Origin of the sequence: Bacteroides sp. AM32-11AC, from assembly GCF_003603515.1 — a bacterium.
Classification (GTDB): Bacteria; Bacteroidota; Bacteroidia; order Bacteroidales; family Bacteroidaceae; genus Bacteroides; species Bacteroides uniformis.
In genome coordinates this window covers 293,905-317,277 of record NZ_QTNH01000003.1, presented here as the reverse complement: position 1 = coordinate 317,277, position 23,373 = coordinate 293,905, and the positions used below count along the sequence as shown (strand labels likewise).

General features: G+C 42.1%; 20 protein-coding genes and 1 tRNA gene. 17 read left to right on the top strand and 4 right to left on the bottom strand.

Translation table 11 applies throughout. The features are described from left to right. Nucleotides 1-14: 14 nt before the first annotated feature. The gene (locus DW800_RS05125) at nucleotides 15-998 is read right to left on the bottom strand and encodes an adenosine kinase (RefSeq protein ID WP_057258843.1); all 984 of its coding nucleotides are present in this window, start codon (nucleotides 996-998) and stop codon (nucleotides 15-17) included. Nucleotides 999-1,079: 81 nt separating this feature from the next. Between DW800_RS05125 and DW800_RS05120 the strand changes: the two genes are divergently transcribed. Beyond that, a tRNA-Asn gene (locus DW800_RS05120) sits at nucleotides 1,080-1,153 on the top strand. 182 nt (nucleotides 1,154-1,335) lie between these two features. Next, nucleotides 1,336-1,944, top strand: coding sequence for an outer membrane beta-barrel protein (locus tag DW800_RS05115; protein ID WP_243634905.1), 609 nt, complete (start codon nucleotides 1,336-1,338; stop codon nucleotides 1,942-1,944). 1 nt (nucleotide 1,945) lies between these two features. On the opposite strand, the gene DW800_RS05110 is transcribed toward DW800_RS05115, so the two are convergent. From DW800_RS05110 to DW800_RS05100, 3 genes are read right to left on the bottom strand one after another with little or no spacing between them, the layout of a single operon-like run. Next, nucleotides 1,946-2,650 (bottom strand): ComF family protein, encoded by a 705-nt coding sequence (locus DW800_RS05110; protein ID WP_119957849.1) that lies wholly within the window; start codon nucleotides 2,648-2,650, stop codon nucleotides 1,946-1,948. A 54-nt stretch (nucleotides 2,651-2,704) separates the two neighbouring features. Continuing rightward, nucleotides 2,705-3,502 (bottom strand): inositol monophosphatase family protein, encoded by a 798-nt coding sequence (locus DW800_RS05105; RefSeq protein ID WP_119957848.1) that lies wholly within the window; start codon nucleotides 3,500-3,502, stop codon nucleotides 2,705-2,707. Between the two features lie 11 nt (nucleotides 3,503-3,513). After that, nucleotides 3,514-3,987, bottom strand: a complete 474-nt coding sequence (locus tag DW800_RS05100; protein WP_119957847.1) for a hypothetical protein — start codon at nucleotides 3,985-3,987, stop codon at nucleotides 3,514-3,516. Between the two features lie 797 nt (nucleotides 3,988-4,784). Here DW800_RS05100 and DW800_RS05095 point away from each other — a divergent pair. From DW800_RS05095 to DW800_RS05025, 15 genes are all read left to right on the top strand, one after another. After that, nucleotides 4,785-6,692, top strand: coding sequence for a serine/threonine-protein kinase (locus DW800_RS05095; RefSeq protein WP_009037654.1), 1,908 nt, complete (start codon nucleotides 4,785-4,787; stop codon nucleotides 6,690-6,692). A 6-nt stretch (nucleotides 6,693-6,698) separates the two neighbouring features. After that, complete coding sequence (locus tag DW800_RS05090; protein WP_009037653.1) at nucleotides 6,699-7,073, top strand: LytTR family DNA-binding domain-containing protein; 375 nt, start codon at nucleotides 6,699-6,701, stop codon at nucleotides 7,071-7,073. Between the two features lie 16 nt (nucleotides 7,074-7,089). Then, the gene (locus DW800_RS05085) at nucleotides 7,090-7,800 is read left to right on the top strand and encodes an FHA domain-containing protein (RefSeq protein ID WP_009037652.1); all 711 of its coding nucleotides are present in this window, start codon (nucleotides 7,090-7,092) and stop codon (nucleotides 7,798-7,800) included. 136 nt (nucleotides 7,801-7,936) lie between these two features. Next, the gene (locus DW800_RS05080) at nucleotides 7,937-8,581 is read left to right on the top strand and encodes a hypothetical protein (protein ID WP_009037651.1); all 645 of its coding nucleotides are present in this window, start codon (nucleotides 7,937-7,939) and stop codon (nucleotides 8,579-8,581) included. A 31-nt stretch (nucleotides 8,582-8,612) separates the two neighbouring features. After that, nucleotides 8,613-9,713 (top strand): leucine-rich repeat domain-containing protein, encoded by a 1,101-nt coding sequence (locus DW800_RS05075; protein WP_009037650.1) that lies wholly within the window; start codon nucleotides 8,613-8,615, stop codon nucleotides 9,711-9,713. A 13-nt stretch (nucleotides 9,714-9,726) separates the two neighbouring features. Next, the gene (locus DW800_RS05070; RefSeq protein ID WP_133302362.1) at nucleotides 9,727-10,095 is read left to right on the top strand and encodes a hypothetical protein; all 369 of its coding nucleotides are present in this window, start codon (nucleotides 9,727-9,729) and stop codon (nucleotides 10,093-10,095) included. Nucleotides 10,096-10,100: 5 nt separating this feature from the next. Continuing rightward, nucleotides 10,101-11,690 carry a serine/threonine protein kinase gene (locus DW800_RS05065; protein ID WP_117652682.1) on the top strand — a complete coding sequence of 530 codons (1,590 nt, stop codon included), beginning with the start codon at nucleotides 10,101-10,103 and terminating at the stop codon, nucleotides 11,688-11,690. Nucleotides 11,691-11,742: 52 nt separating this feature from the next. Further along, nucleotides 11,743-13,650 carry a serine/threonine-protein kinase gene (locus DW800_RS05060; protein ID WP_009037647.1) on the top strand — a complete coding sequence of 636 codons (1,908 nt, stop codon included), beginning with the start codon at nucleotides 11,743-11,745 and terminating at the stop codon, nucleotides 13,648-13,650. Nucleotides 13,651-13,654: 4 nt separating this feature from the next. Then, nucleotides 13,655-15,838 (top strand): serine/threonine-protein kinase, encoded by a 2,184-nt coding sequence (locus DW800_RS05055; RefSeq protein WP_119957846.1) that lies wholly within the window; start codon nucleotides 13,655-13,657, stop codon nucleotides 15,836-15,838. 108 nt (nucleotides 15,839-15,946) lie between these two features. Next, nucleotides 15,947-17,581: a serine/threonine protein kinase gene (locus DW800_RS05050; protein WP_009037644.1), complete on the top strand. Its 1,635-nt coding sequence runs from the start codon at nucleotides 15,947-15,949 to the stop codon at nucleotides 17,579-17,581. A gap of 30 nt (nucleotides 17,582-17,611) precedes the next feature. Further along, nucleotides 17,612-19,273, top strand: coding sequence for a serine/threonine-protein kinase (locus DW800_RS05045; protein ID WP_009037643.1), 1,662 nt, complete (start codon nucleotides 17,612-17,614; stop codon nucleotides 19,271-19,273). A gap of 12 nt (nucleotides 19,274-19,285) precedes the next feature. After that, nucleotides 19,286-21,049, top strand: coding sequence for a protein kinase domain-containing protein (locus DW800_RS05040; protein ID WP_009037642.1), 1,764 nt, complete (start codon nucleotides 19,286-19,288; stop codon nucleotides 21,047-21,049). A gap of 141 nt (nucleotides 21,050-21,190) precedes the next feature. Then, complete coding sequence (locus DW800_RS05035; protein WP_009037641.1) at nucleotides 21,191-21,676, top strand: hypothetical protein; 486 nt, start codon at nucleotides 21,191-21,193, stop codon at nucleotides 21,674-21,676. Nucleotides 21,677-21,710: 34 nt separating this feature from the next. Further along, entirely contained in the window at nucleotides 21,711-22,619 is a 909-nt protein-coding gene (locus DW800_RS05030; RefSeq protein ID WP_009037640.1) for a hypothetical protein, read from the top strand. A gap of 18 nt (nucleotides 22,620-22,637) precedes the next feature. After that, entirely contained in the window at nucleotides 22,638-23,357 is a 720-nt protein-coding gene (locus DW800_RS05025; RefSeq protein ID WP_243634904.1) for a caspase domain-containing protein, read from the top strand. Nucleotides 23,358-23,373: the final 16 nt, after the last annotated feature.

Genomic DNA, 23,373 nt, shown 5'->3' with positions numbered 1-23,373 from the left:
TATGTGATAATATGCTAATTAATTAATAAAATTTCTTCCTTGATTTTTTCCCATTGTGCTACCTGAAGCTCCGTACCCACCACTTGTATCACATCTTTGGAGAGAAGGGAGCCTATCTTGCCACATTTCTCCAGCGAGTAACCACACGTCAGTCCATACAAGAAACCCGCCGCAAAATAGTCACCCGCTCCTGTAGTGTCCACCACTTTCTCTACCGGAGCCGCTTGTACCTGCACCATCTCTGTACCTTTACGAATCAGAGAACCATGGGCACCCACCTTTACAATGGCTATGCTACACATTTTGGCAATGATATCCAATGCTTCCTCCGGTTCCTTACCCGTAAAAGCCTTTGCCTCTTCCTCATTGGCAAAAACAATATCCACATATTTGTTGACCAACAGAGAGAAAAATTCAAGGTCTCCTTCTACTATATTGTAGCTCGCCATGTCCAAACATACTTGTAAGCCGGCCTCTTTAGCCAGCTCAATGGCACGGAGAATCATATCATGGTCTTGCACCAGATACCCCTCTATAAATAGGTAAGCATATCCTTTGAACATATCCAGCGAAAGATCTTCCGCCTTCAATGTAGAAGCCGCCCCCAAATAAGTGCCGAAAGTGCGCTCTCCATCAGGAGAAATGAAAGTAGAGGCTACACCGGACGGAAGGGTAGTGGAAAGCAATAAATCCGCCTCTGTCCCATGCTCCAGCAGACTATCCCGGAAAAAGTTACCATAAAAGTCATTGCTTACTTTTCCGATGAATCCCGTACCCGCACCAAGGCATGCCATTGCCCGAATTGCGTTTCCGGCAGAACCTCCGTTAGCCAGATGCGTCTCCATCCGGCTGAAATACTCACTAATTTTCAAGAACTTATCTTCATCAATCAGAGTCATACTTCCTTTCGGGAGCTGCATCTCCGTCAAAATATTATCATCCTCAATGATTGCCAGTGCATCAACCAAAGCATTGCCCAACCCAATTATTTTATCCATCTTCGATATTTTTTTTGCAAAGATATTGCATATTTCAAAATATCCTATTACTTTTGCAGCGCATTTGAGAAAAAACAACATTCTTCCTTAGCTCAGTCGGTTAGAGCATCTGACTGTTAATCAGAGGGTCCTTGGTTCAAGTCCAAGAGGAAGAGCAAAAAGGTTCGTCAATTAGGCGAACCTTTTTTGTTTTCTCCATCAGCCGCACTTAACAAACAAACGGAAATCTTTCATCTTTCATGAAATTAACATATATTTGTGGAATATTTATAGGGAATTTATCCCGACCTTCTGTCTTTATTTGCAGAACCATGAAATTTAATTCAAAAATACAACTATGATGAGAACAGCCCAACTTTTTTTAATCATCGGATTGACTGTATGTACATTTTGCAAAGCACAAGACATACCCGTTCTGCCCCAAGAAAAGTTCCGGCACCATGAATTTTCCGTCAGCTATGGTTTCCTGCCCATTACCGATGCCAACAGCATGGCCGAGGAGTGCTTCGCTCCGGTACTGAGTTTCGGAGTTTATACACGCGAAAAGACAAACTACTACGGTGCCCTGAATATCAGCTACATTTATAGATTCAACCGCAAAATCAGCCTGGGAGTAACCGGAGGAATAACCGGCAACAAAGGGACAGCCAGCAGCCTTTACGAAGCTTTGGATGAAAACACCAAAGACAACCGAAGGTATCTGTATGTTCTTCCCACCTTCCGGTGGCACTGGTTTACCCGCCCCAAATTCTCTCTGTATACCTCAGCAGGGCTCGGTGCCTATTTCCTCCGGAACAGTTTTGGAGGAGAAGTCTTTCACAAGACAAAGTTCGCTTATCAGTTCAGCTTTTTAGGCATCGAATACGGAAGCCGGTTTGCCTTCTTCACAGAATTCGGAGTAGGATATACCGGAACAATCGTAGCAGGCGGCCGTTATCGTTTCTGACTTATGAGGCCGCCACCGCCAGTGTCAATACACTGATGCGCACACCCTCCACTTCCTTGAGCGCATCGGCACAAGCCGTAGTGGTGGCACCGGTAGTCAATACGTCATCTATAATCAGTACATGCTTCCCTGCAAAAGCATCAGCACGACGCAGGCAGAAGATACCGTCCACATTCTCCCACCGTTCATAAGAGGATTTACGGGTCTGCGTTTCCGTATGCCTCATACGGGCAACGGAAGCAGTATCCATGGGAATACCGGTGACAGCAGAAACGCCGCGGGCTATACATTCGCTCTGATTGTATCCGCGCATTTTCCGCTTACGCGGATGCAGAGGAACGGGGACTATGACATCCACATCACTGAAGAAGCCGGCTGCCGACAACTCTGCCGCCATAAACCGCCCCATCACTTCGCCAAGGTCTTTCCTCCCTCCATATTTCAACTGATGGAGAATGCGGCGGAAATCACTCCCTTTATGGTAAAAGAAACAAGATGTGGCATGTTCCAGAGGTATCTTCCCCCAGAACATACGTTCCACCGGATTGTCCTTACGAAGATGATAGTTTGTCCGGGGCATATCCATATTGCACTTCATGCAGATACCCTCTTCACCCTCTTGCAAGATAGCACCACACACGGCACACTGACGCGGGAAAAAGAGATGGACAAAAGAAAAGAACCAGGTTTTAACTATGTTTTTCATCGTATAGTATTAAAAAAAATGGCAACAGAGCAATACACTCCATCGCCTTGTTTGCTATAATGGCGAGACCTCGCTTGCCAGCTTCAAGAACAACGGATGCAGCGGTCCGTTAGTAGCAATGATATGATGTCCGTCCAAAAAGTCGTCACTACCGCAAAAGTCAGTGATTCTTCCACCAGCCTCCAGCACCATCAGCGCCGCCGCAGAAAAGTCCCATTTGCCGATAAACGCCTCAAGCCAGGCATCAAAACGTCCGGCAGCCACATAGCAGATGGCAAGCGCAGCGGAACCGGTCATGCGGATGCCTGCCACACGTCCGTAAAGTTCATGAATCAAATGCTCACCGGTACGTGCATACCGGTCGGAATTATAAGGAAGTTCCGTCACTACAAAGGCGTCCTCCACCTGCTGGACAGACGAGACCTCCATCCGTTCTCCATTCACATAAGCGCCCCCTCCCTGCCAGGCATAAAAACATTCATCCCGGCAAGGGTCATAAACAACTCCCAGCAACAGAGAATCCTTGTCGCGCAAAGCGATGCTGACACAATAGGGAGCATTATCATGAATATAATTCGTTGTCCCATCCAACGGGTCCACTACCCAACAGTAGGGTTCATCGTGATAGACAGCAGAACCTTCCTCGGCTATAAATCCAGCCTCGGGAAGAAGTTCCCGAAGCGCAGCCACCACCCGCTTCTCCGACTCCTTGTCTACATAAGAGACATAATCATGGGGTTGTTTCTTCCGTACCGCTTCCCGGCTGAAGTTTTTCCGCTCTTCTTTCAAGAAATATCCGGCTTCACGGGCTATGCAGCAGACAGACTCTGTCAATATCTTCAAATCTTCCATCTCTCTACATATTAGTTCCCCGCAGCCTCTTCCACCTGCCGGTAAATAAGCCGACCGCGCTGGCTGACCGTCCATCTTCCATCTTCCAAACGCACATTCTTTGTATCATCATCTTCCACATTCCAAACATATCCCCCCGCAGGAAGGCCACGGCGCTCCAGAATCTCATTCGGCATTTCCTCTTCCGAAAAGAACAGTTCCACTTGGGTAGAATCGGGACTGAACACCAGAAACAACATCTTCTCCGCATCATCCACAGCGTTCATACGGACTCCTTTTTCCCACAGACGGATACAGTCTTTCTGAGCCTCACTCCAAGTATATCCGGCAGATGCAATGCAGCCATGCTTATCCTTATCATCACCAACGACATGTACCGTATCGGCTTGTCCAGCAACTTCCACAGTCTTTCCCCTCTTGCTACCACAAGCCACAAACAGCGCTCCGGCACATAGCAAGCACATAGATATTCCTCTTACATTCATCTTTCAGTCTGTTTATTGATATTCCGACTGACAAAGTTAAGAACAAATCGGCAATTTAAAAAGTTTCTTTTTCATTATCATCAGTGCTCCGGCAGTATATTCCAAGACTTTGCAAAAGATAAATCCACAAACAAGAATCTATTCTATAACTCAAGATACTATAACTTTATCGCACATTCTACTTGCATGCTTGCATAGACACATATAACAACCTACTGCACAGAGCATTAAGTTATGTAAGCAACCACCATGCAAGTATGTAAGCAGATTTTGCTTACATAACCGTGTCCTCTTACAAAAAAGCAGGCTTCTCTTATACAAGAAGCAGGTCCTCCTTGCACAGAGAAGAGTACTTTCCTACGCCAACACCACATCAAAAACAGTTGCGCACAGTTGTGATACGCCTTCTTCACATTAATGAGAAAGTTATTCCACAACTGTGAAGAAAGCGTTCCACAACTGTGCGCAACTATAAACTACAAATATCCGGATGACAAACAGCAGGTATTTCAGCCAAGAAGTGCCCGTCCCTTTTACTCCAGCTTACAGTCCTCTTGTGTTCAACTGTAGGAAATATCCGTCCCAGAAGAGTAGAGCAGAAAAGTTTGTCACACTTAACATCATATTACAGCCACATAACCATAAAATATGCATAATAGTACAGTTTCCACATTTCTTGCTTTTGAATTCATTAACAAGTTCTATAACTTTGAACGGCTAAGACTCTGCCCAATCATATGTTTTCACAGTGAAACAAGAGGCAAGTATCAGCAACAATTAGACAGACATATAGATTCATGCAAAGCAGCATTCACACTTTATCTTGTGGAACTATACTCCATGGCCATTCCTACAACTACCAAATTAAAGGTGTATTAGGTCATGGAGCATTCGGTATAACCTATTTGGCTTCAATTTGCCTGAAAGGCGAATTAGGCATCTTGAATAGCAATGTATCCGTAGCCATCAAAGAATTTTTTCTACAAGATGTAAGTGCCAGAAGTTCATCAGGAGATATTTATGAGCCATCTCCCAATAGCATTGCATACAAATATGGAAAGAAATTTAAAAAAGAGGCCTTAAACCTAGCTCGCCTCAACCATCAAAACATCGTTAAGGTTTTAGAGTCTTTTGAAGAGAACAACACCTACTACTATGTAATGGAGTATATCGAAGGGAGCAGTCTAGATGCATATATATTGGAGAAAGGAGGATTGCCGGAAAAAGAAGCGCTACAATATGTAGAGGAGATAGGAAAAGCATTGCAATATATGCATTCCCAAAAGATGCTGCACCTTGACTTAAAGCCTAAAAATATCATGCGACGTACAGATAACACTTTGTTTCTGATAGATTTTGGGCTATCCAAACAAATCGACAAAAACGGAGAACCGGAATCAAGCACTACTATTGGCCTTGGTACTCCCGGTTATGCCCCCTTAGAGCAAGGTTCGCAAGAATATGGGAAAATACTCGCGCCCACATTGGATATCTACGCTTTAGGGGCCACTCTCTTTAAAATGCTGACAGGAAAGACCCCGCCCAAGGCCTCTGAAATACTAAATGAAGGATTTGCAGAAGAAGAGCTGCGGCAAAAGCACATAAGCGCGCAAACAATATCTGCCATAAAAAAAGCAATGGCCCCCATGAGGATAAAGCGCCCTCAAACAGTAAATGAGTTCGTGGCTTTAACCCATAGCACTACGAACTCCCATACTGATGAAAGCGCCAAACACACTTCCTACAATAAGCAGCATGCCACATATCAAGGCATTGCCTTTTATTACGTCCAAAATGACAAACTGGTTTATTTTCTGAATGACAATATTTATGAACTGCCCCTGGAAGGAAAAACACTGGTAGAAGAGATAATAGAAAAGCCCATAAATCCGGTAATTGTACATTTCAACACCTCACTGGATGCATTCATCAAGAAAAATCGCCAGTCTATACAAGACAGCCGTTTCAAGGTCATAACATATAGGAAAAGTCTATGCCATTATTTTGATGTCTTAAGATTTATCAACAAGTACTTTGACAACGATAAAACATCAAAGATACGGGTTACTGAAGAAATCCATATCGCCTCAGCGATACCTTGCATCATCCATTCAAATGACATGCCTATCTGCATCTGCTCCAAAGAGGAATACTGCATTGCCGAATACGGAGAAGGCCTTTATGAGGCCGAATACTCCGGAGTGGGAACTACTGAAGAGCACATCTTACAAGAATATGATGTAACATCTCCCGCCATACCTATGACCGATTTAGAACTATACTGGGAATTCTTGCCTAAAGCCCTATCTATATGGTATTCATCTGTTATTGGCCAGATAAGTTCATTTGCCTTCCTTGATTGTCTGCCTTTTAAAGTATTGGCGGGGTATACACTAGAGAATCATGTCAGAGAATGCTCTTTTTTATGCAATTTCTACAGCTTCCCTTTAAAGCGCAGTGTCACATTTCCCGGAGACGGCGACTCCTACTTTATGGAAATAGACAGTAGACGTTTTATCATTCCGCTAAAGGATTATTTGGGATATTCTCCTGAAACAATAGAAATCACCATCGATATAAGTTACTTTTTATGTGACATCATTATTGAAGATGTAAAGTACAAAAAGCGAGTAAAAATTCCTCTAATCGGGTTAATATCAAACAGCTATACAGAAGAGGATACATTAAAAAAAAATAATAAATAAGTTACAATGGATACGACAACCAACTTCTTGTTTTTCAATTCACGCGATGAGCTTCTTAGATTGGACATTTCCAAGATTGTATATTTTGAATCCGATGGAAATTACACCAATATAATACTTACGAACAAGCTACGCGGTATTATTTGCCTGAATTTAGCCCAGACCGAAAAAGTCCTTGAAGAGCGACTGAAAGAAAAGGCACGCTGCTTTGCCCGTATCGGCAAACGGTTCATCATTAATCTGAACTATGTTTACCAGATAAATGTCATCAAACAGCGACTCGTTTTAAGTGACTATTCATCATTTGCATTTCAACTGGAGATTTCCAAAGAAGCACTGAAAAAACTGAAAGAAATATTCCTCAATATAAAATCTGCATAATAAAAACAATAATGCCATGGAACTTATCATAGGAAGAGAAGCCGGTGCATCCCGCCTGCGTATCAGCATAAACAACCAAGACCGTTTTTGGGGGAACGCCAACAGCGTACCCAAATCCGTCAGCCGCCAGCACTGTAAAGTGGTGACCGATGACAAAGGAGGCTATATCATTACCAATCTGAAACCCGAAAACGTCACTTACGTCAATGGTGTGCAAATCGAGTCCAAGCACATTTCCGGAAAAGACCGCATAGAGCTGGGGGCAGACCGTTACTTCATGGATATAGCGGCCATTATAAAAGGGCTGGGAGCATCAATACCCAAATCGTTCTCTATCCGTCACCTACAAGAAGTATGGGACGAATTTCACGACACCAAACTCCAGATACAGATAAAAGAAAAGAAGTCTGCAGCAATCCGTTCTGTAACAGGCGTATTTTCCATGTCTGCCATTTTCTGCGGATTTATTCCGGGCATTGCCGACCTGCCGGCTTTGCGTGTCATTCTATATTCTGCAGGACTTTTATTGGCCATCTATTTCTTTGTGATAACCTACCGGTCATCTTCTACACTTCCCAGATTTCTGGACGACCTTGATAAGAAATTTCATAAGGACTATGTATGCCCCAACCCGGAATGCCATCATTTCATGGGATATCAACAGTATGACGACCTGAAAAAGATGACGAGCTGTCCCTATTGCAAATCCAAATTTACCGAGAAGTAAGAATCCCTTGAAAAATGAGGGATTGATACCTTAAACCGCAGGGTTTATGTAGTATACTTTTTGAAATTTGCCATTGTATGCCTCTCTTTATATTTTTGTTGCAGAATAAGTTATAAACCATTAAAAATGAGCAACTATGAAGACTAAAAAAACAAACCAGGAAAGCACTAATTCCACACAGAAAAATGTGGAACAGAAAAGTTACAATTGGCAAAATGGCGCCAGCTCATCCATCGGAGCTGCAATAGGCGTAGCGGCCGGTTCAATGGCCCAGACAGCTTTTGCAACAGAGCCAGTCACCGAAGGACTGGTACAGCCTCCCCACACTGATACCCCTACAGTAACTTCGGAAGTACCTTTAACCAATGAGCCAATTGCCCCTCAGAAGCCTGATACCCCTGCCACACCTATCATGCCCGGAAACAGCAACGATGAACCGCATAACGAAGATACCATCAGTGTGGTCTCCTATGAAACGGTTACGTGTGAAGACGGCTCGCAAATGGATATAGCCGGTGTTATTGTCAACGGACAAGAAACTCTTGTCGTTGACATCGACCGGGATGGAATAGCAGATGCCATGGTGGCAGATATGGACAATAATGGAATAATTACAGACAATGAGGTCATCAATATAGAAGAGGCAGGCATTCGCATGGAAGGATTGTCTATGGCAACCACACAAGCAACCGGCGTAAACGAGGATGCTACATTGCTGGCAGACAATGACCCAATACCCGACTATATAAACGATGCCGACGTAACCGGCTACATGGCCTAATTTTATTCATCACACTATATTTGCTAAAGCTATGAAACGAATAAATATAATCACATTCATCCTATTATTGGGAAGCACCTCCCTGCTCTACGCACACGATTTCACCGTCACCGGAAAAAATGGAGAGAAATTCTTCTTCAACATTGTAGATGCAAAGAAACAACATGTGGAAGTTACCTACCAAGGGAACATCTCTGCCCCCCAACCCTCTCTGTATACCGGTGAGATATCCGTTCCGGCAAGGGTAAAGCACAACAACACGATATACCGTGTTGTCGGCATTGGCAAGAAGGCATTCAGCAATGCAGCTTCCCTAAAAGGCATTGTACTGCCTTCCGGGCTTTCGTCCATAGGCGATTTTGCCTTTGAAGGTTGCAGCGGATTAGAGAAAATCGTATTTCCCGGCAACAGCGTCCGCTTTGGTGAAGGAGTATTCTTCCGGTGTACAGCAATCGGGCAGGTAACGTTGGGCAGCGACTGGACACAAGTGAACCTCAAAATGTTCCGCTGGAGTGACCGTTTGACCTCCATCGTCATCCCGGCAAAGCTCACCAGCCTGCAGAATTTGAAATCATTGAAACAGCTGCAAAGCATAGAAGTGGATGCCAATAATCCAAACTTTACTTCCATAGACGGAATACTCTATAACAAAGACAAAACAACTCTGTTAGGTTGCCCCCGCGGACGCTCAGGAAAGATACGTATTCCCGAAGGTACCACTGCTATACGCTGGAAGGCTTTAATCGATTGTCCCAATATAACCCAAATCGATTTGCCTACTTCATTACAGATACTCTCGTACCGGGAGTTCTCCCAAATGGAACATCTGGAGCAAATCATCATGCGCAGAACAGAACCGATATCCACCGCAGAGCTCAACGGACAAAAAGTATTCCTGATAAAAATTGCCGGCAAGCTGAAAATCAAACTGCTCATCCCCAAAACAGCACTAAGTTCCTATAAAGAGGCACTTTGCTCCACAGAAGGAGAATATGCTGAAGTTTCGGCCAACACTCCCGAAGGATTCCCACCCGAATATGCCCTGATACCTTCAATAGTGGAACCCACTAATATGCTGGGGAAAAGCATGTTATCCGGAGTAAAAGATTTTTCAAAATATGATAAACCCTAAATATACAGAAACAATGAAGCCGCAAAATATTATAATCGCCTCGTGCCTATTACTGATGTGTTGTATCATGAGTAATCTGCACGCATCCACATTCCACCCCCAAAATGTACGCAGTAATAACGACACAATTCAGGCCGTCAGGCTAAAAGCTTTGAGTGCTCAAGAAAAGTCTCTTCAGAAGAAGATACAGGAACAAGACAAAAAGCGGAATGCCACCTACAATGATGTCTCCACTGAGACAATGGAGAGATTAAATGACCGGCAAGACTCTATCTGCCTGGATTTACGTTCCCAACTCGTAACGATACAATTAGAAATGGCAGAAATAAAGAAAGAGAACTTGAAACAAGTACTGAATAACTGGGAAAAGAAAGGGAATTGATTGATATGCAGTTGATAGAGGGCACCCTTCTACAAGAGGGTAAATACAGAATAGAGGGAATACTTGGGCAAGGCGGCTTTGGCATCACCTATTTAGGATGGCAAACAAGACTAAACCGTAGGGTAGCCATCAAAGAGTTTTTTATGAAAGAGTATTGCAACCGCAACGCCGATACGTCACACATTACCATCGGGACGGAAGGAAGCCGTGAACTCGTAGCTCGTTTTCAGCAAAAATTCATAAAAGAAGCACAATCCATTGCCGGACTTAACCATCCTAATATTATCCGTATACATGATGTGTTCGAAGAAAACGACACAGCTTACTATGTGATGGAATATATAGAAGGAGGTTCTCTGCAAGAATATGTGACGCGATACGGTGCACTACAAGAAACGGAAGCGCTGCATTACATCCATCAAATAGCAGGAGCATTGAACTATATCCACCAACGGCAGATGAGCCATCTGGATGTGAAACCTGGAAACATTTTGCGGAGAGAAGAGGGAGAAGTAGTGTTGATAGACTTCGGACTATCCAAGCGATACGATGAAAGCGGGCAACAGACCAGTACTACTCCGGTAGGCATCAGTACCGGATATGCACCAATGGAACAATATGTAGCTGGAGGAGTGCAAATATTCACACCAACTACAGATATTTATTCATTAGGTGCTACACTCTATAAATTGCTGACAGGAACGACACCGCCGGCTGCCAACATTGTGTTCGATGACGGACTACCAGCCTTACCCGCAAACATATCGGCAACTACCGAACGAGCGATTCGTGCTGCCATGCAACCCAAAAGACAACGTCCACAAAGCATAAAAGATTTTTTAGAATTGTTGAATAAACCGGAAAGAGAGGATATTACCATCATTGCCAAGAAAGAAAAGTTGCCTCCCCAAAAACAGCCCTCCAGCAGTAACAAGTTACCCATATTTATAGGGGTTGTCGTCGCACTTTTGTTAGCAACAGTTGTCTGGTTTACTCAAAAACCAAGTGATACCACTCCTCTTAAAGAAGAAGCCTTTGCTACGGAAGTAATTCCAACTGAAAACAATCCGGTAGATCTTGGCTTGAGTGTGAAATGGGCAGCCTATAATGTCGGAGCATCTTCTCCCGAAGAATACGGAGGACTATATGGATGGGCGGACCCGACCGGAGAAAAAAAAGCAACAAATAGTAGCGATTCTCTCAGTGGCACTCCCCCTTTCAACATCAGCGGCACTCAATATGACATTGCTCGTGCTAAATGGGGAGAGAAATGGAGGCTACCTACACAGCAAGAATTAAAAGAATTATCTGATAAATGTATATGGAAATGGACTGAATACAAAAAAGTTGCAGGCTATATGGTAACAGGACCGAATGGAAATCGAATCTTCCTCCCTGCATCAGGATACTGCTACGCTTACGGTGGAACGGTATATGGTCGAGGAAGAAATGGCCGCTATTGGTCAGGAACACGAAAGACAGCTAATAGCACTTCTAGTAGCGCCTCCAGCCTCGTCTTCAGTATTAACGGCTGGAGTCCGTTGTACAGCGACTATTGTAAGGAGGGAAATTCCGTTCGCCCCGTATCAGAATAAACTGTTATAGTTTGCATTATTTTAATTTTAAATTCCGCCAAAATAAAAAACTATGCAATTACAATCAGGTTCTTTCCTTCAAGGAGGAAAATACAAGATAGAGTCCATATTGGGACAAGGTGGCTTTGGAATTACTTACCAAGCCCTTCAGACCGGATTGAACCGTCAAGTAGCCATCAAAGAATTCTTCATGAAAGACTACTGCGAACGCAATGAGAAGACTTCACATATCATTATGGGTACCCAAAGTAGCCGGGAGTTAGTAGAACGATTCCGCCAAAAGTTTATCAAAGAAGCCCAAATCATTGCAGGATTGGCGCATACACACATTATATCCATCTATGATGTATTTGAAGAAAATGACACAGCTTATTACGTAATGGAGTATATAGATGGCGGTTCTTTAAAAGAACGGATTGAAACCAATGGAGCAATGTCCGATTCTGAAGCATTAAGTTATGTCCTCCAGATAGCTGATGCGTTGGAATATCTTCATCACCGTAAAACCATGCACCTGGACGTAAAGCCATCCAACATTCTGCTTCGGAACAATGGAGAAGCTGTACTAATAGACTTCGGTATATCCAAACGTTATGATGACACCGGTAACCAAACAAGTAGTACGCCAATCGGTATCAGCAAAGGATATGCACCTTTGGAACAATATAAGCAAGGTGGAGTAAAAACATTCTCACCAGGTACAGACATTTACTCTCTCGGAGCAACATTGTTTTATTTGTTGACAAGCCAACAACCGCCAGAGGCCAGTGATGTGAATGACGAGGGACTGCCAGCATTGCCAACAAAGATAAGTCCATTGATAAGAAAGGCCATACAAGGTGCAATGCAACCTCGATGCAAAGATAGACCGCAAAACATTAATGAATTTCTCACATTATTGAATGAAGGGATAAAACCTGGTTTGGAAAATGAAACTACAATATTAGATACCCCTAAAAATGAATTTGTAGCAAAAGAGCATCCTTCTTCCATTCCAAAGCCTCAACGAATTTTCTTATTCAAAAAAGAATGGCTTTGGGGAGTTATAGCTCTAATCCTTATATTATGTACTATTTGGCTCAGCAGAACCAACAAGACGAGTAATATCGCACAAGACAACTCTTTAGCTATTGGGCTTGACAGTACTGTATCCGACAGTGCTATACTTACATCGCCTATATCTATGAATAATTCGGCTCTGCATGATTCATCTATTCGGTATGAGAACTCTAATACAGAAATTGGGCAAACAAGAACCAATGTTCAACACAATGAAATCTCAACAGATCAAATTGTAGATTTAGGTTTAAGTGTAAGATGGGCCGGGTGGAATCTCGGTGCCTCAACTCCTGAAGAATATGGGAATTTATACTACTGGGGAGATTCCACGGGAACAGCCAGCAGTGGACCTACCTCTATTAACATTTATGATTTTGATGATATTTGTGGCTCGGAATATGATATTGCCCGAACTCAATTAGGGAAATATTGGCGTATGCCAACAGCAAAAGAATTCATGGAACTTAGAGATAAGTGCAAGATAACATGGACCACTTACCAAAAAATAGGGGGATACAAAATTACCGGACCCAACGGCAACAATATATTTCTGCCTGCTGTCGGTATCAAAAACGGACAAAATATAGAAAATCGCGGTTCCATAGCATATTATTGGACTGGTTCCGTAGCTTTAATAGGAGGGGGATTTGTCAAATTCAAAAGAGGACGCGCTTTCCTATTGAAAGATTCAGTTAGGGTTATGCCCAATAATGTTGCACTCCCCATTCGCCCTGTTATCCCCAAAGAAGAAAAACAAAAGCAAGAAGAGCAACAAAGAAAGAAAAAAAGAAAGAGCCTTGAAGAACGAGTTCCCAAATTTGCATCTTCTCCAGCAGATAGATTTAATTCAGAGATTTGTTACAATTGTAACATAAATAATAACAAACAATCAACTACTTAATAATATGAGTAATATAAATAATTATGCACTTAAACAAAATACCATTTTATATGGTAAATCACATACCTATACCATAGAAAAGATATTGGGTCAAGGCTCTTTCGGCATCACCTACTTGGCTATGACCCAAGTCAAAGTTTCCGGAGCATTGGGTGAACTCGAAACAACCATACAAGTTGCCATCAAGGAGTTCTTCATGAAAGACATCAATGGACGAGAAGAAAATACTGTTACTTGTGGAAGCAGAGGAGGGGTCTATTATGACTACAAAAAGAAGTTTTCGCGCGAAGCCGAAAACCTGAGTAAGCTGAACCATCCCCATATCGTTAAAGTGCTGGAATACTTCGAGGCCAACAACACAGTCTACTACGCCATGGAATATGTAGATGGAGGAAATCTGGATACATACATCACACAACAAAAAGGCTTGACGGAAGCAGAAAGCATTATGTATGCCAAACAGATAGGAGACGCTCTATCTTACATGCACGCTCATAAGATGCTTCATCTGGACTTGAAACCTGGAAATATTATGCTCCGTAAGAATCAGGAAGCCGTACTTATCGATTTTGGCTTGTCCAAGCAATATGATGAAAACGGGAAACCGGAAACAAGCACTACAGTGGGAAGCGGCACACCCGGATATGCACCGATAGAACAGAGTAATTATCATGAAGGTAAAGACTTCCCGGCAACGATGGACGTGTATGCGCTTGGTGCAACTATGTATAAGATGTTGACGGGAATCCGTCCACCAGAGGCTTCAGAAATATTGAATGACGGTTTTCCTGCATATGAGCTACAAAAACGTCAAGTAAGCGATTCGTTAATAGCCAGTATCGCAAAAGTCATGTCGGCTATGAAAAAAGACAGACCGCAAAGTGTAGCCGCATTTTTAAGTATATTGGAAAATAAGAATACGGAAACAACTCCCAAAGAAGATATAGGAATAACGCTGGAGGAAGCTACGGTTATCCAAACATCCGCCAATGAAGAACAGACTATGCCTTCAGGTGACGACATATCTTCCCAGCCCCACCCCAAAAATCAAAAATATATTATTCTTGTCCTAATAGCTGTTCTGTCTATTGGAGGAATTATAGCCTATATTACTTCCAGAACAGGTTCCAACTCCGATACAGATACAGAAACAGAATGGCTGTCCGCAACAGACACTGTAACAAATTCTGAACCGGATAACGCATCATCAGTAACAGTACATGCAGGCACATCTGCTGAAAATATAAACCCGAATTCTCATGTAAAAGAAAATGCAGCGACCGGGAATGTAGAACGCCCTGCGCAACAAAACACCGAAACAGCAAACCTGAGTGCCATGAGTGCCAATATGCCTCCAAAGAAAAAGAACGGTTTTAAGGAAACAGCCAAAGCAGCAGAGCAAGGGAATACAGAGGCCCAATATGAGTTAGGAAGAATGTACTTTCTTGGTCGGGATGTCGCAAAGAATGCTACTGAAGCTGAAAAATGGTATCAAAAAGCAGCAAATCAAGGAAATGCAAAAGCCCAAAATGAACTGGGGAACTTGTATTATACGGGACTTAATGTTACGCGAAATTATTCGGAAGCAATAAAATGGTATCAAAAAGCAGCAGAACAAGGCATTGCAAGTGCCCAATATAAATTGGGATATATGTACGATTATGGGCAAGGTATTTCTCAAAATAGGGTAGAAGCTGCAAAATGGTATAAGAAAGCGGCAGAACAAGAAAATGTGGATGCACAGTATAGACTAGGCAATATGTTTTTCTACAAGGTAGGCATTCCAGAAGATATAGACGAAGCTATAAAGTGGTATAAGAAAGCTGCAGAACAAGGAGATATCAAAGCCCAAAAAAAATTAGGAGAGATATATTCCAATGGAGCCAGAAAAAAAGACCCAGAAGCTATAAAATGGTATAAAATGGCTGCAGAGAGAGGGGATGCTGAAGCCTTAAAACAACTAGGAGATATATACGAGAAAGAAAATGCCTTGGAAGCAGTAAAGTGGTATAAAATGGCAATAGAACAAGGCAATGCTAGTGCATCTTTTAATTTAGGGCTAATATACGAATATGGAAAACCCGGTATTCCTAAGAACAAGGCAGAAGCAATAAAATGGTATCGAAAAGCTGCAGAACAAGGAAGTGAAACTGCCAAAAAAAATCTACGCAAACTTGAGAATGAGTAATAGAGTTCGCGTAGAGATAGCAGGTACTTCCTTCTATACGATTATTTCATACAAGAATCGCTATCTGTATATAGATTACCATTTCAATTTCCACCAAAATAAAAAGCTATGCAATTACAATCCGGCACTCTCCTCCAAGGAGGAAAATATAAAATAGAAACAGTCTTGGGACAAGGCGGCTTTGGCATCACCTATCTTGCCACACAAGTGGCCTTAGAACGCAAGGTAGCTATTAAAGAATTCTTCATGAAGGAACATTGCAACCGTGACGTTGCAACTTCCCATGTATCAGTCGGTTCACAAGGCAGTCAAGAATTAGTAGCACGTTTCCGCCAGAAGTTCGTAAAGGAAGCCCGGATGATAGCCGGGCTGAATCATCCTCACATCATTCGTATCATTGATGTGTTCGAAGAAAATGGGACAGCCTACTATGTAATGGAATACATGGGAAATGGCTCTCTTGCAGAATATCTAAAAAGGAATGGAGCAGTCAGAGAGTCTGAGGCCCTCCATTATATCTACCAGCTGGCTGATGCCTTAAAGTTTATTCATCAGCACCAAATGAACCACCTTGACATAAAGCCAGGGAATGTATTGTTAGACAATAATAACAACGCCACCCTTATAGACTTTGGACTATCCAAACGCTATGACGGTGAAGGGCATCAAACCAGTACAACCCCTATAGGCATCAGTGCCGGGTATGCTCCAATGGAGCAATATAAGCAAGGAGGCGTCAGCACCTTTTCTCCTGCAACAGATATCTATTCTTTGGGAGCAACTTTATACAAGCTCTTGACAAATGAGACTCCACCTGATGCCAGTGATGTGAATGACGACGGGCTTCCTCCACTTCCACCGAGTATATCCCAATCAACGGCCGATACAATTGAGAAAGCCATGCAACCGCGCCGTAGAGACCGTCCACAAAGCATTGATGAATTTTTATCGTTATTGACTAATAACAATAAGCCATCAATGCAGTATAATGAAGAAGAATCTGAAACAACTATAATTCCCTCTATCTCCCCAAAGGCAGAAGAAGAACCGGGTTCACCCAACATTCCTCCCAAACGAGCCAATCATCTTTCAAACCGGGAAATATGGTTTATTGCAATATTAATATTGTTGGTAACCTCTATTTTTGTAATAAACAAAACAAGCTACAATGTGCCTGCTCAGAACTCTGATACAGCAGTTGCAATAGAAAATCCAATCCCTAATCTTCCGGCCCAACCAATTGATTTAGGATTAAGTGTAAAATGGGCAAGTTGGAATGTAGGTGCAAGTTCTCCGGAAGATTATGGAGGCTTATATGGCTGGGCAGACCCAACAGGAAACAATACATCTACAAATAATACTGATTATCCCAACAACAATCCACCCTCCAATATATGCGGCACCAATTATGATATAGCTCACATTAAATGGGGAGAAAACTGGCGTTTACCCACAAAAAATGAAGTGTTGGAATTATGCGAGAAATGTTCATGGAAATGGACTTCATATAAAGGGAGCAATGGGTATATGATAACAGGCCCCAGTGGAAATTACATTTTCTTACCAGCAGTAGGTCAACGCTATGGCACTAACATTGGCAGTCAAAAAAACTTTGGCTATTATTGGTCAGGGACTTTATACTCCACGGGATATTCAAACTACCTTTCTTTCAGCAACACCCAATATCAGCTAAGCTTCACCCTTCGCTATCTTGGATGTTCTGTCCGTCCCGTTTCAAAGTGACCAACATTTAAAACAAAATTCAAAGTTAATATGCAAGGAACTCAACAATCATTAAGAAAAGGTACTATTCTATCTGGTAATTCCTACAATTACAAGATTGAAGGTATTTTAGGCCAGGGGTCTTCCGGTATAGCCTATCTTGCTTCAATACAACTTCAAGGAGAGTTAGGTTGCCTAAATACCCATACACAAGTAGCCATAAAAGAATTTTTTCAGAAGAATTTCAATGGTAGGGAGGGCACTACTGTAACTTGTTCCAATGAAAAGGCTTTTAAAGAATATAAAACAAAATTCCTTCGGGAAGCCAAGAATCTTTCAAAACTCAAACATCCACATATTGTAGACATCCTGGAAGCTTTTGAAGCAAACAATACTTGCTATTACGTAATGGAATATTTAGAAGGCGGGAGTTTTGATTCTTATATAAAAGCAGAAAACGGTCTCTCCGAATCAGAAGCTTTGACATGCATCCGTCAAATAGGGGAAGCACTGCAATTCATGCATAACAATAGGATGTTGCATCTTGATCTAAAACCGAAGAATATAATGCGGCGTAAAGATGGTTCTATAGTATTAATCGATTTCGGTCTTTCCAAACAATACAATTCACAAGGAGAACCTGAAACAAGTACTGCCATCGGATATGGCACCCCAGGCTATGCCCCAATTGAACAAAGCTGTTATCGCGATGGAGAAGGTTTTCCTATAACAATCGATATTTATGCCTTAGGAGCTACATTATTTAAAACATTGACCGGAAAAACGCCTCCCAATGCTTCTAATATTATGAACTATGGCTTTCCGGAAGCCGAATTGCAAGAAAGAAACATCAGTAACAAGACCATTACTGCCATACGGCATGCAATGAAACCAGAAAAGAATGCAAGAACACAAACTGTAGAAACTTTTATCCAGGAAATTGAAGGAAGTCATGCAGAAGACACCACTCTTATTGAAGATAGTTCATTGATAGTTTTGCCGGAAACAAACAAAATAACCCTATCATTAGAAAAGTTATTCATGGGAAGTGATAGAAATTTTTCTACAGATATTATAATCACCGCAAACTCTATTGCACTTACCGTAAAAGCATTCACTATACCAAAAACCAAGATACAGACTTATACTTATCCATATACCTCTCAAAAATTCAAAAAACTATTATCAAACCTACGAGAGTTAAGTTTACAAACAGCTTATGACTCATTCAATTATGAAGTGGATAATGCACCAGATATTTTTTACCGCATGCGATTCTCCCTCTTCTCTACAAAAAAATCCTATGCAGATATAAAGGTGGAGTATGAGGCTTTAGATGAATTACGCACCGATGAATTGCCCAAAAACTGGCATGGCATGTTCTCAAGGCTTCAAAGGGCCATCACTTCCCAAATTCCTTCTTTCAACGAAACTGTTCTCACAGTAGTTTCTAATAAAACGCCCCCTGAAGAGGGAGCAAAGGTCATAAGCATAGCAAAAGAAAGCTTTATGGCCATCTTTGCTGGAGTCATGACTCTAATGCTAATAATTGGACCCAACATAGGAGTAGGAGGAATTATCACCATAACAAGCCTTGTCATCTTACCAGACTTGCTCATATTTTGGTTATCACCTCGAAAGAAGCTTCATGCGATTTTATTTTCTGCAACAATCATACTACTACTCGCAATCAACCATATAACACATCAATAAATCTTATAGATTATGCAATTACAAAACGGAACTCTTCTGCAAGGAGGAAAATATAAAATAGAAACAGTCTTAGGACAAGGAGGGTTCGGCATCACCTATTTGGCCACCCAAACGCTAACCGACAAAAAAGTCGCTATAAAGGAGTTTTTCTTTAAAGAATATTGTGAGCGTGACAATGTGTCGGGCACAGTAACAGTGCCAACAACCAGTAAGAAAAAATTTGTAGAGAAGTTTCAAAAGAAATTTCTAAAAGAGGCTAAGATTATCTCAGACCTCAATCACAAGAATATTATACGAGTGCTTGACGTATTTCAGGAGAATGACACTTCCTACTATAGCATGGAATATATCATTGGAAAATCGTTGGCACAAGAAATTAATGCCAAAGGGAAAATTGATGAGACGGAAGCCATTTCCATCATTGATAGTATCGGACAAGCCTTAAGCTATCTCCATGAGCGCCATATAAACCATTTAGACGTCAAGCCTGGCAATATAATGATAGATGAAAAGGAGCATAGAACTGTTTTAATTGACTTTGGCGTATCGAAGCAGTATGATCCTGAAACTGGTGACGGTACAACAACCACTCCAGTTGGTATCAGCCATGGATACTCCCCCTTGGAGCAGTACAATACAGGCGGCGTAAACAATTTCTCACCACAATCGGATATTTATGCTCTTGGAGCTACTCTGCTGAAAATGATTTCAGGGCAAACGCCACCCAGTGCTATAGACATATCACAACATGGACTCCCACAATTACCCTCTACCATATCTCCCTGGATTGACAAGGCAATCAGAACTGCCATGCAACCAATAAAAGAAAGCCGCCCGGCTTCGGTACAACAATTCATTACGATAATACATGAAAGAAAAGCCGCTCCAGAAGAAACAATTTTCTCCGGTACTGTTGAAAAGGAGAAAGATAAGAAACGATCTTCCATAGTTGGCAAAACACTTCTTATAGCCTTATTAGTAGCTGCAGTGATTGGTGTTATTTATGTCATGAATCAAAGCAGTGCAGTAAATATGCCTGATGTCGTTACAGAGGATAATATGCCCATACCCTATGAAGAACCATTAAACGAAGCACCGTCAAATAATGACTTGAAGACAAAAAGGTACTCCAAAGAGGTAGATTCCTCTACCGGTACCAACAAGCTGAATATAGACTATCCCACTTCAGGTAATGCCATATTGTTACAAAACATCAGAGAGTGGATTAATGAAGAACTTGGAGGAACTTACGACGGCGACTTGAACGACGGTGCGACATTCTTTGCATATTATACGAAAGGGTTAGACAACAATGAAGAAGACGGTTATTCAACCACAGATATAAAAAAAGCCAATGAGACAAGCAAAATCATCACATATATCAAAGACTGCTACGCATATGCCGGTGGCGCTCATGGATATGGTTTTGCCGTAGGTGTCACCTTTCGGAAAATTGATGGGAAAAAATTCTCAAAAGACATGATTATGCGCCCTTATGCGATACAAAACGACATAAAAGCTGGTTTGAAAAAATATTTCGGGGTAGTGACCGATGACGAGCTGATGGACAACCTTCAACTGAACAACGAATTATACAATATCAACAACCTCCCTCTGCCCGAAACAGACCCATGGATTACAAAAGATGGTGTTTTCTTCTCGTATGCTCCCTATGAAATTGCCAGTTACGCAGCAGGCGCTCCCTCCTTTGTGATACCCATCAGCAAAGTCAAGAACCACGTCACTTCTACAGCAAAAACATTCTTTGATGAATAAAACGACCTCATCAGCTTGAGAATGACCACCTATACGGTTATTTCATACAAGAATCACCGCATTTCATGTAATATACACAAATCCTTATATAGGTTATCATTTCAAATCAATATCTTTGAAACATAAAAGAAAACATTGGTTATGGAAAAGAAGCAGTTAAAAGTCTCAGAATCAGAATACGCTAAGAATCTTGGAGTAGCCGCAAGCACGGGAGCAGCAATAGGAGGAGCGGCTTTTGCAGCAGCAGCTTATTCAACAAGAGCATGGGAAACTGACTCTAATGAAGACAACGAGACACTGGAAATTGTAGAGGAAAGCAGCACTGATGAGATGATACAACCAGAAACTGTATCTATAGAAATATCAGATCCCGTCACTGCAGACATAGCCTACACCATAGACCCTCTTTCTCCGGCTGAAAGTGAAGCGATAGACATGGCCAGTACGGAGAATGATGAAATTGTCATCGAAGACATTGAATATCCAGACGAAGGAGATATCTTTCAATCAGATATGCAAGACGTCATGGACTGGGTAGCAGGAGAAACGATGGATATTCCTTTGCTGGACAATGCTATATACAGTGATGATACCATTGTAGAAGACAGTCAGCTGTTTTCTATATGAAAAGACATTATTAATACTAAAAAATATCAGCCTTATGAACTCAGAAGACACCATTCTTAACCAGCAACAGAACGACAACGAAGAAACATTGCCGAACAACAACCAGAGCACCTCAAAGGAACAGCCTGCGAAAAAAGACAGTTCATGGAAACATGTAACAATAGGTGGCATATCTGGAATTTTATTAGGTGCCGCCAGTACCTTTTTCACCAGCTCTTCCAGTGCCGCCAATGACAGTGACGCTCCCAGCCACGGCAGCCAGTCAGCAACAAGCCATGGCTCTACTCCCGTTTCTCCAGACTCACACATCTCTGTAGAAGGGTTACCGGTTGCAACAGTCAGTGACGATATGTCTTTCAGCGAAGCCTTTGCAGCAGCGCGCCAGGAGGTAGGACCGGGAGGAGTCTTTGAATGGCACGGTGGCGTATACGGTACATATTACGCCAATGAATGGAGTGACATGACACCAGAACAGCGGGCAGAATTCGGAAGCCGCGTTTCCTATGGAGCAAGTGGTTCGGGAAATCACGAGACAGCAGAACACGCTACAGAAGAGAGCCATAATGTAGCGGAACATCATGCAACGGAAGAACCGGAAATAGTCAATGTGGAACATGAAAATGCACACGTTGAAGATGAAGTTCAGATTGTAGGAATCAGTGATGAAACCATGGATGACGGCTCGATGGTTACCATCGGACAACTGGAAATAAACGGACAAGAAGTTTATGTGGTAGATGTGGATCATAACGGCACTTTCGACCTGATGGGAGCCGATGTAAATGGAGATGGAGTAATCAGCGAAAATGAAGTCTACAACATACAAGACCAAGGACTGGAAGTTGCCGATTTGCAGCAGCAGATGGATGCAATACCCTCGGATGATTATCTGGCAGATATGCCTGATTATATTAATGATGCTGACTCCAGCGGATTTGCCTAATCAACGGACAAGATGAGAATGAAGCGGATATTATTTTCACTGATATGCATATGCTTGTTTAGCCTGCAAAGCCTGGCACAGAATATATATTTAGTTTCCGTAGGCATTGCAGACTATCCCGGCACAGAGAATGATTTAACATTGCCTGCCAAAGATGCAGAGACCATACAATGGATATATCAGAAAAATCAGAAAGCAGAAACAATATTATTAACCAATGCACAAGCCACCCGAAGTAATGTATTAAGCAGTATGACGCGAATTTTCAATAAAGCCTCAGCCAAAGACATCATTGTCCTTTTTTTTAGTGGTCATGGATATAAAGGTGGATTTGTGGGCTATGATGCAATGATTACTTATCAAGACATCAAGAAAACAATGGCAAAAAGTGCAGCCAAGAACAAAATGATATTTGCAGATGCATGTTTCTCTGGAAAGATGAGAGAACCACGTAGAAACTCATCGAATATATCCCCCTCTTCGTTAAAAGTAATGCTGTTCCTTTCTTCCCGTGAAAATGAAGTCTCTATAGAGTCTCCTTCCATGAAAAACGGGTTCTTCACAACATGCCTGCAACGGGGACTACGAGGCGGAGCCGACATAAACCGTGATCGGATCATCACAGCTAAAGAGCTTTTCGAATTTGTCAGCCAAGGGGTAAAAAAGCTGTCAAGGGACAAGCAGCACCCTGTCATGTGGGGTAAGTTCAGCGATTCTATGCCGGTAATGATATGGTAACAATAATAGAATAGAA

Bases quoted from the DNA above. Each gene is read 5' to 3' on its own strand.
- DW800_RS05040 (WP_009037642.1), top strand. From the start codon at position 19,286: ATGCAATTACAAAACGGAACTCTTCTGCAAGGAGGAAAATATAAAATA.
- DW800_RS05110 (WP_119957849.1), bottom strand. From the start codon at position 2,650: ATGAAAAACATAGTTAAAACCTGGTTCTTTTCTTTTGTCCATCTCTTT.
- DW800_RS05100 (WP_119957847.1), bottom strand. From the start codon at position 3,987: ATGAATGTAAGAGGAATATCTATGTGCTTGCTATGTGCCGGAGCGCTG.
- DW800_RS05025 (WP_243634904.1), top strand. From the start codon at position 22,638: ATGAAGCGGATATTATTTTCACTGATATGCATATGCTTGTTTAGCCTG.
- DW800_RS05060 (WP_009037647.1), top strand. From the start codon at position 11,743: ATGCAATTACAATCAGGTTCTTTCCTTCAAGGAGGAAAATACAAGATA.
- DW800_RS05050 (WP_009037644.1), top strand. From the start codon at position 15,947: ATGCAATTACAATCCGGCACTCTCCTCCAAGGAGGAAAATATAAAATA.
- DW800_RS05085 (WP_009037652.1), top strand. From the start codon at position 7,090: ATGGAACTTATCATAGGAAGAGAAGCCGGTGCATCCCGCCTGCGTATC.
- DW800_RS05055 (WP_119957846.1), top strand. From the start codon at position 13,655: ATGAGTAATATAAATAATTATGCACTTAAACAAAATACCATTTTATAT.
- DW800_RS05035 (WP_009037641.1), top strand. From the start codon at position 21,191: ATGGAAAAGAAGCAGTTAAAAGTCTCAGAATCAGAATACGCTAAGAAT.
- DW800_RS05095 (WP_009037654.1), top strand. From the start codon at position 4,785: ATGCAAAGCAGCATTCACACTTTATCTTGTGGAACTATACTCCATGGC.
- DW800_RS05115 (WP_243634905.1), top strand. From the start codon at position 1,336: ATGATGAGAACAGCCCAACTTTTTTTAATCATCGGATTGACTGTATGT.
- DW800_RS05045 (WP_009037643.1), top strand. From the start codon at position 17,612: ATGCAAGGAACTCAACAATCATTAAGAAAAGGTACTATTCTATCTGGT.
- DW800_RS05030 (WP_009037640.1), top strand. From the start codon at position 21,711: ATGAACTCAGAAGACACCATTCTTAACCAGCAACAGAACGACAACGAA.
- DW800_RS05070 (WP_133302362.1), top strand. From the start codon at position 9,727: ATGAAGCCGCAAAATATTATAATCGCCTCGTGCCTATTACTGATGTGT.
- DW800_RS05090 (WP_009037653.1), top strand. From the start codon at position 6,699: ATGGATACGACAACCAACTTCTTGTTTTTCAATTCACGCGATGAGCTT.
- DW800_RS05125 (WP_057258843.1), bottom strand. From the start codon at position 998: ATGGATAAAATAATTGGGTTGGGCAATGCTTTGGTTGATGCACTGGCA.
- DW800_RS05075 (WP_009037650.1), top strand. From the start codon at position 8,613: ATGAAACGAATAAATATAATCACATTCATCCTATTATTGGGAAGCACC.
- DW800_RS05105 (WP_119957848.1), bottom strand. From the start codon at position 3,502: ATGGAAGATTTGAAGATATTGACAGAGTCTGTCTGCTGCATAGCCCGT.
- DW800_RS05080 (WP_009037651.1), top strand. From the start codon at position 7,937: ATGAAGACTAAAAAAACAAACCAGGAAAGCACTAATTCCACACAGAAA.
- DW800_RS05065 (WP_117652682.1), top strand. From the start codon at position 10,101: ATGCAGTTGATAGAGGGCACCCTTCTACAAGAGGGTAAATACAGAATA.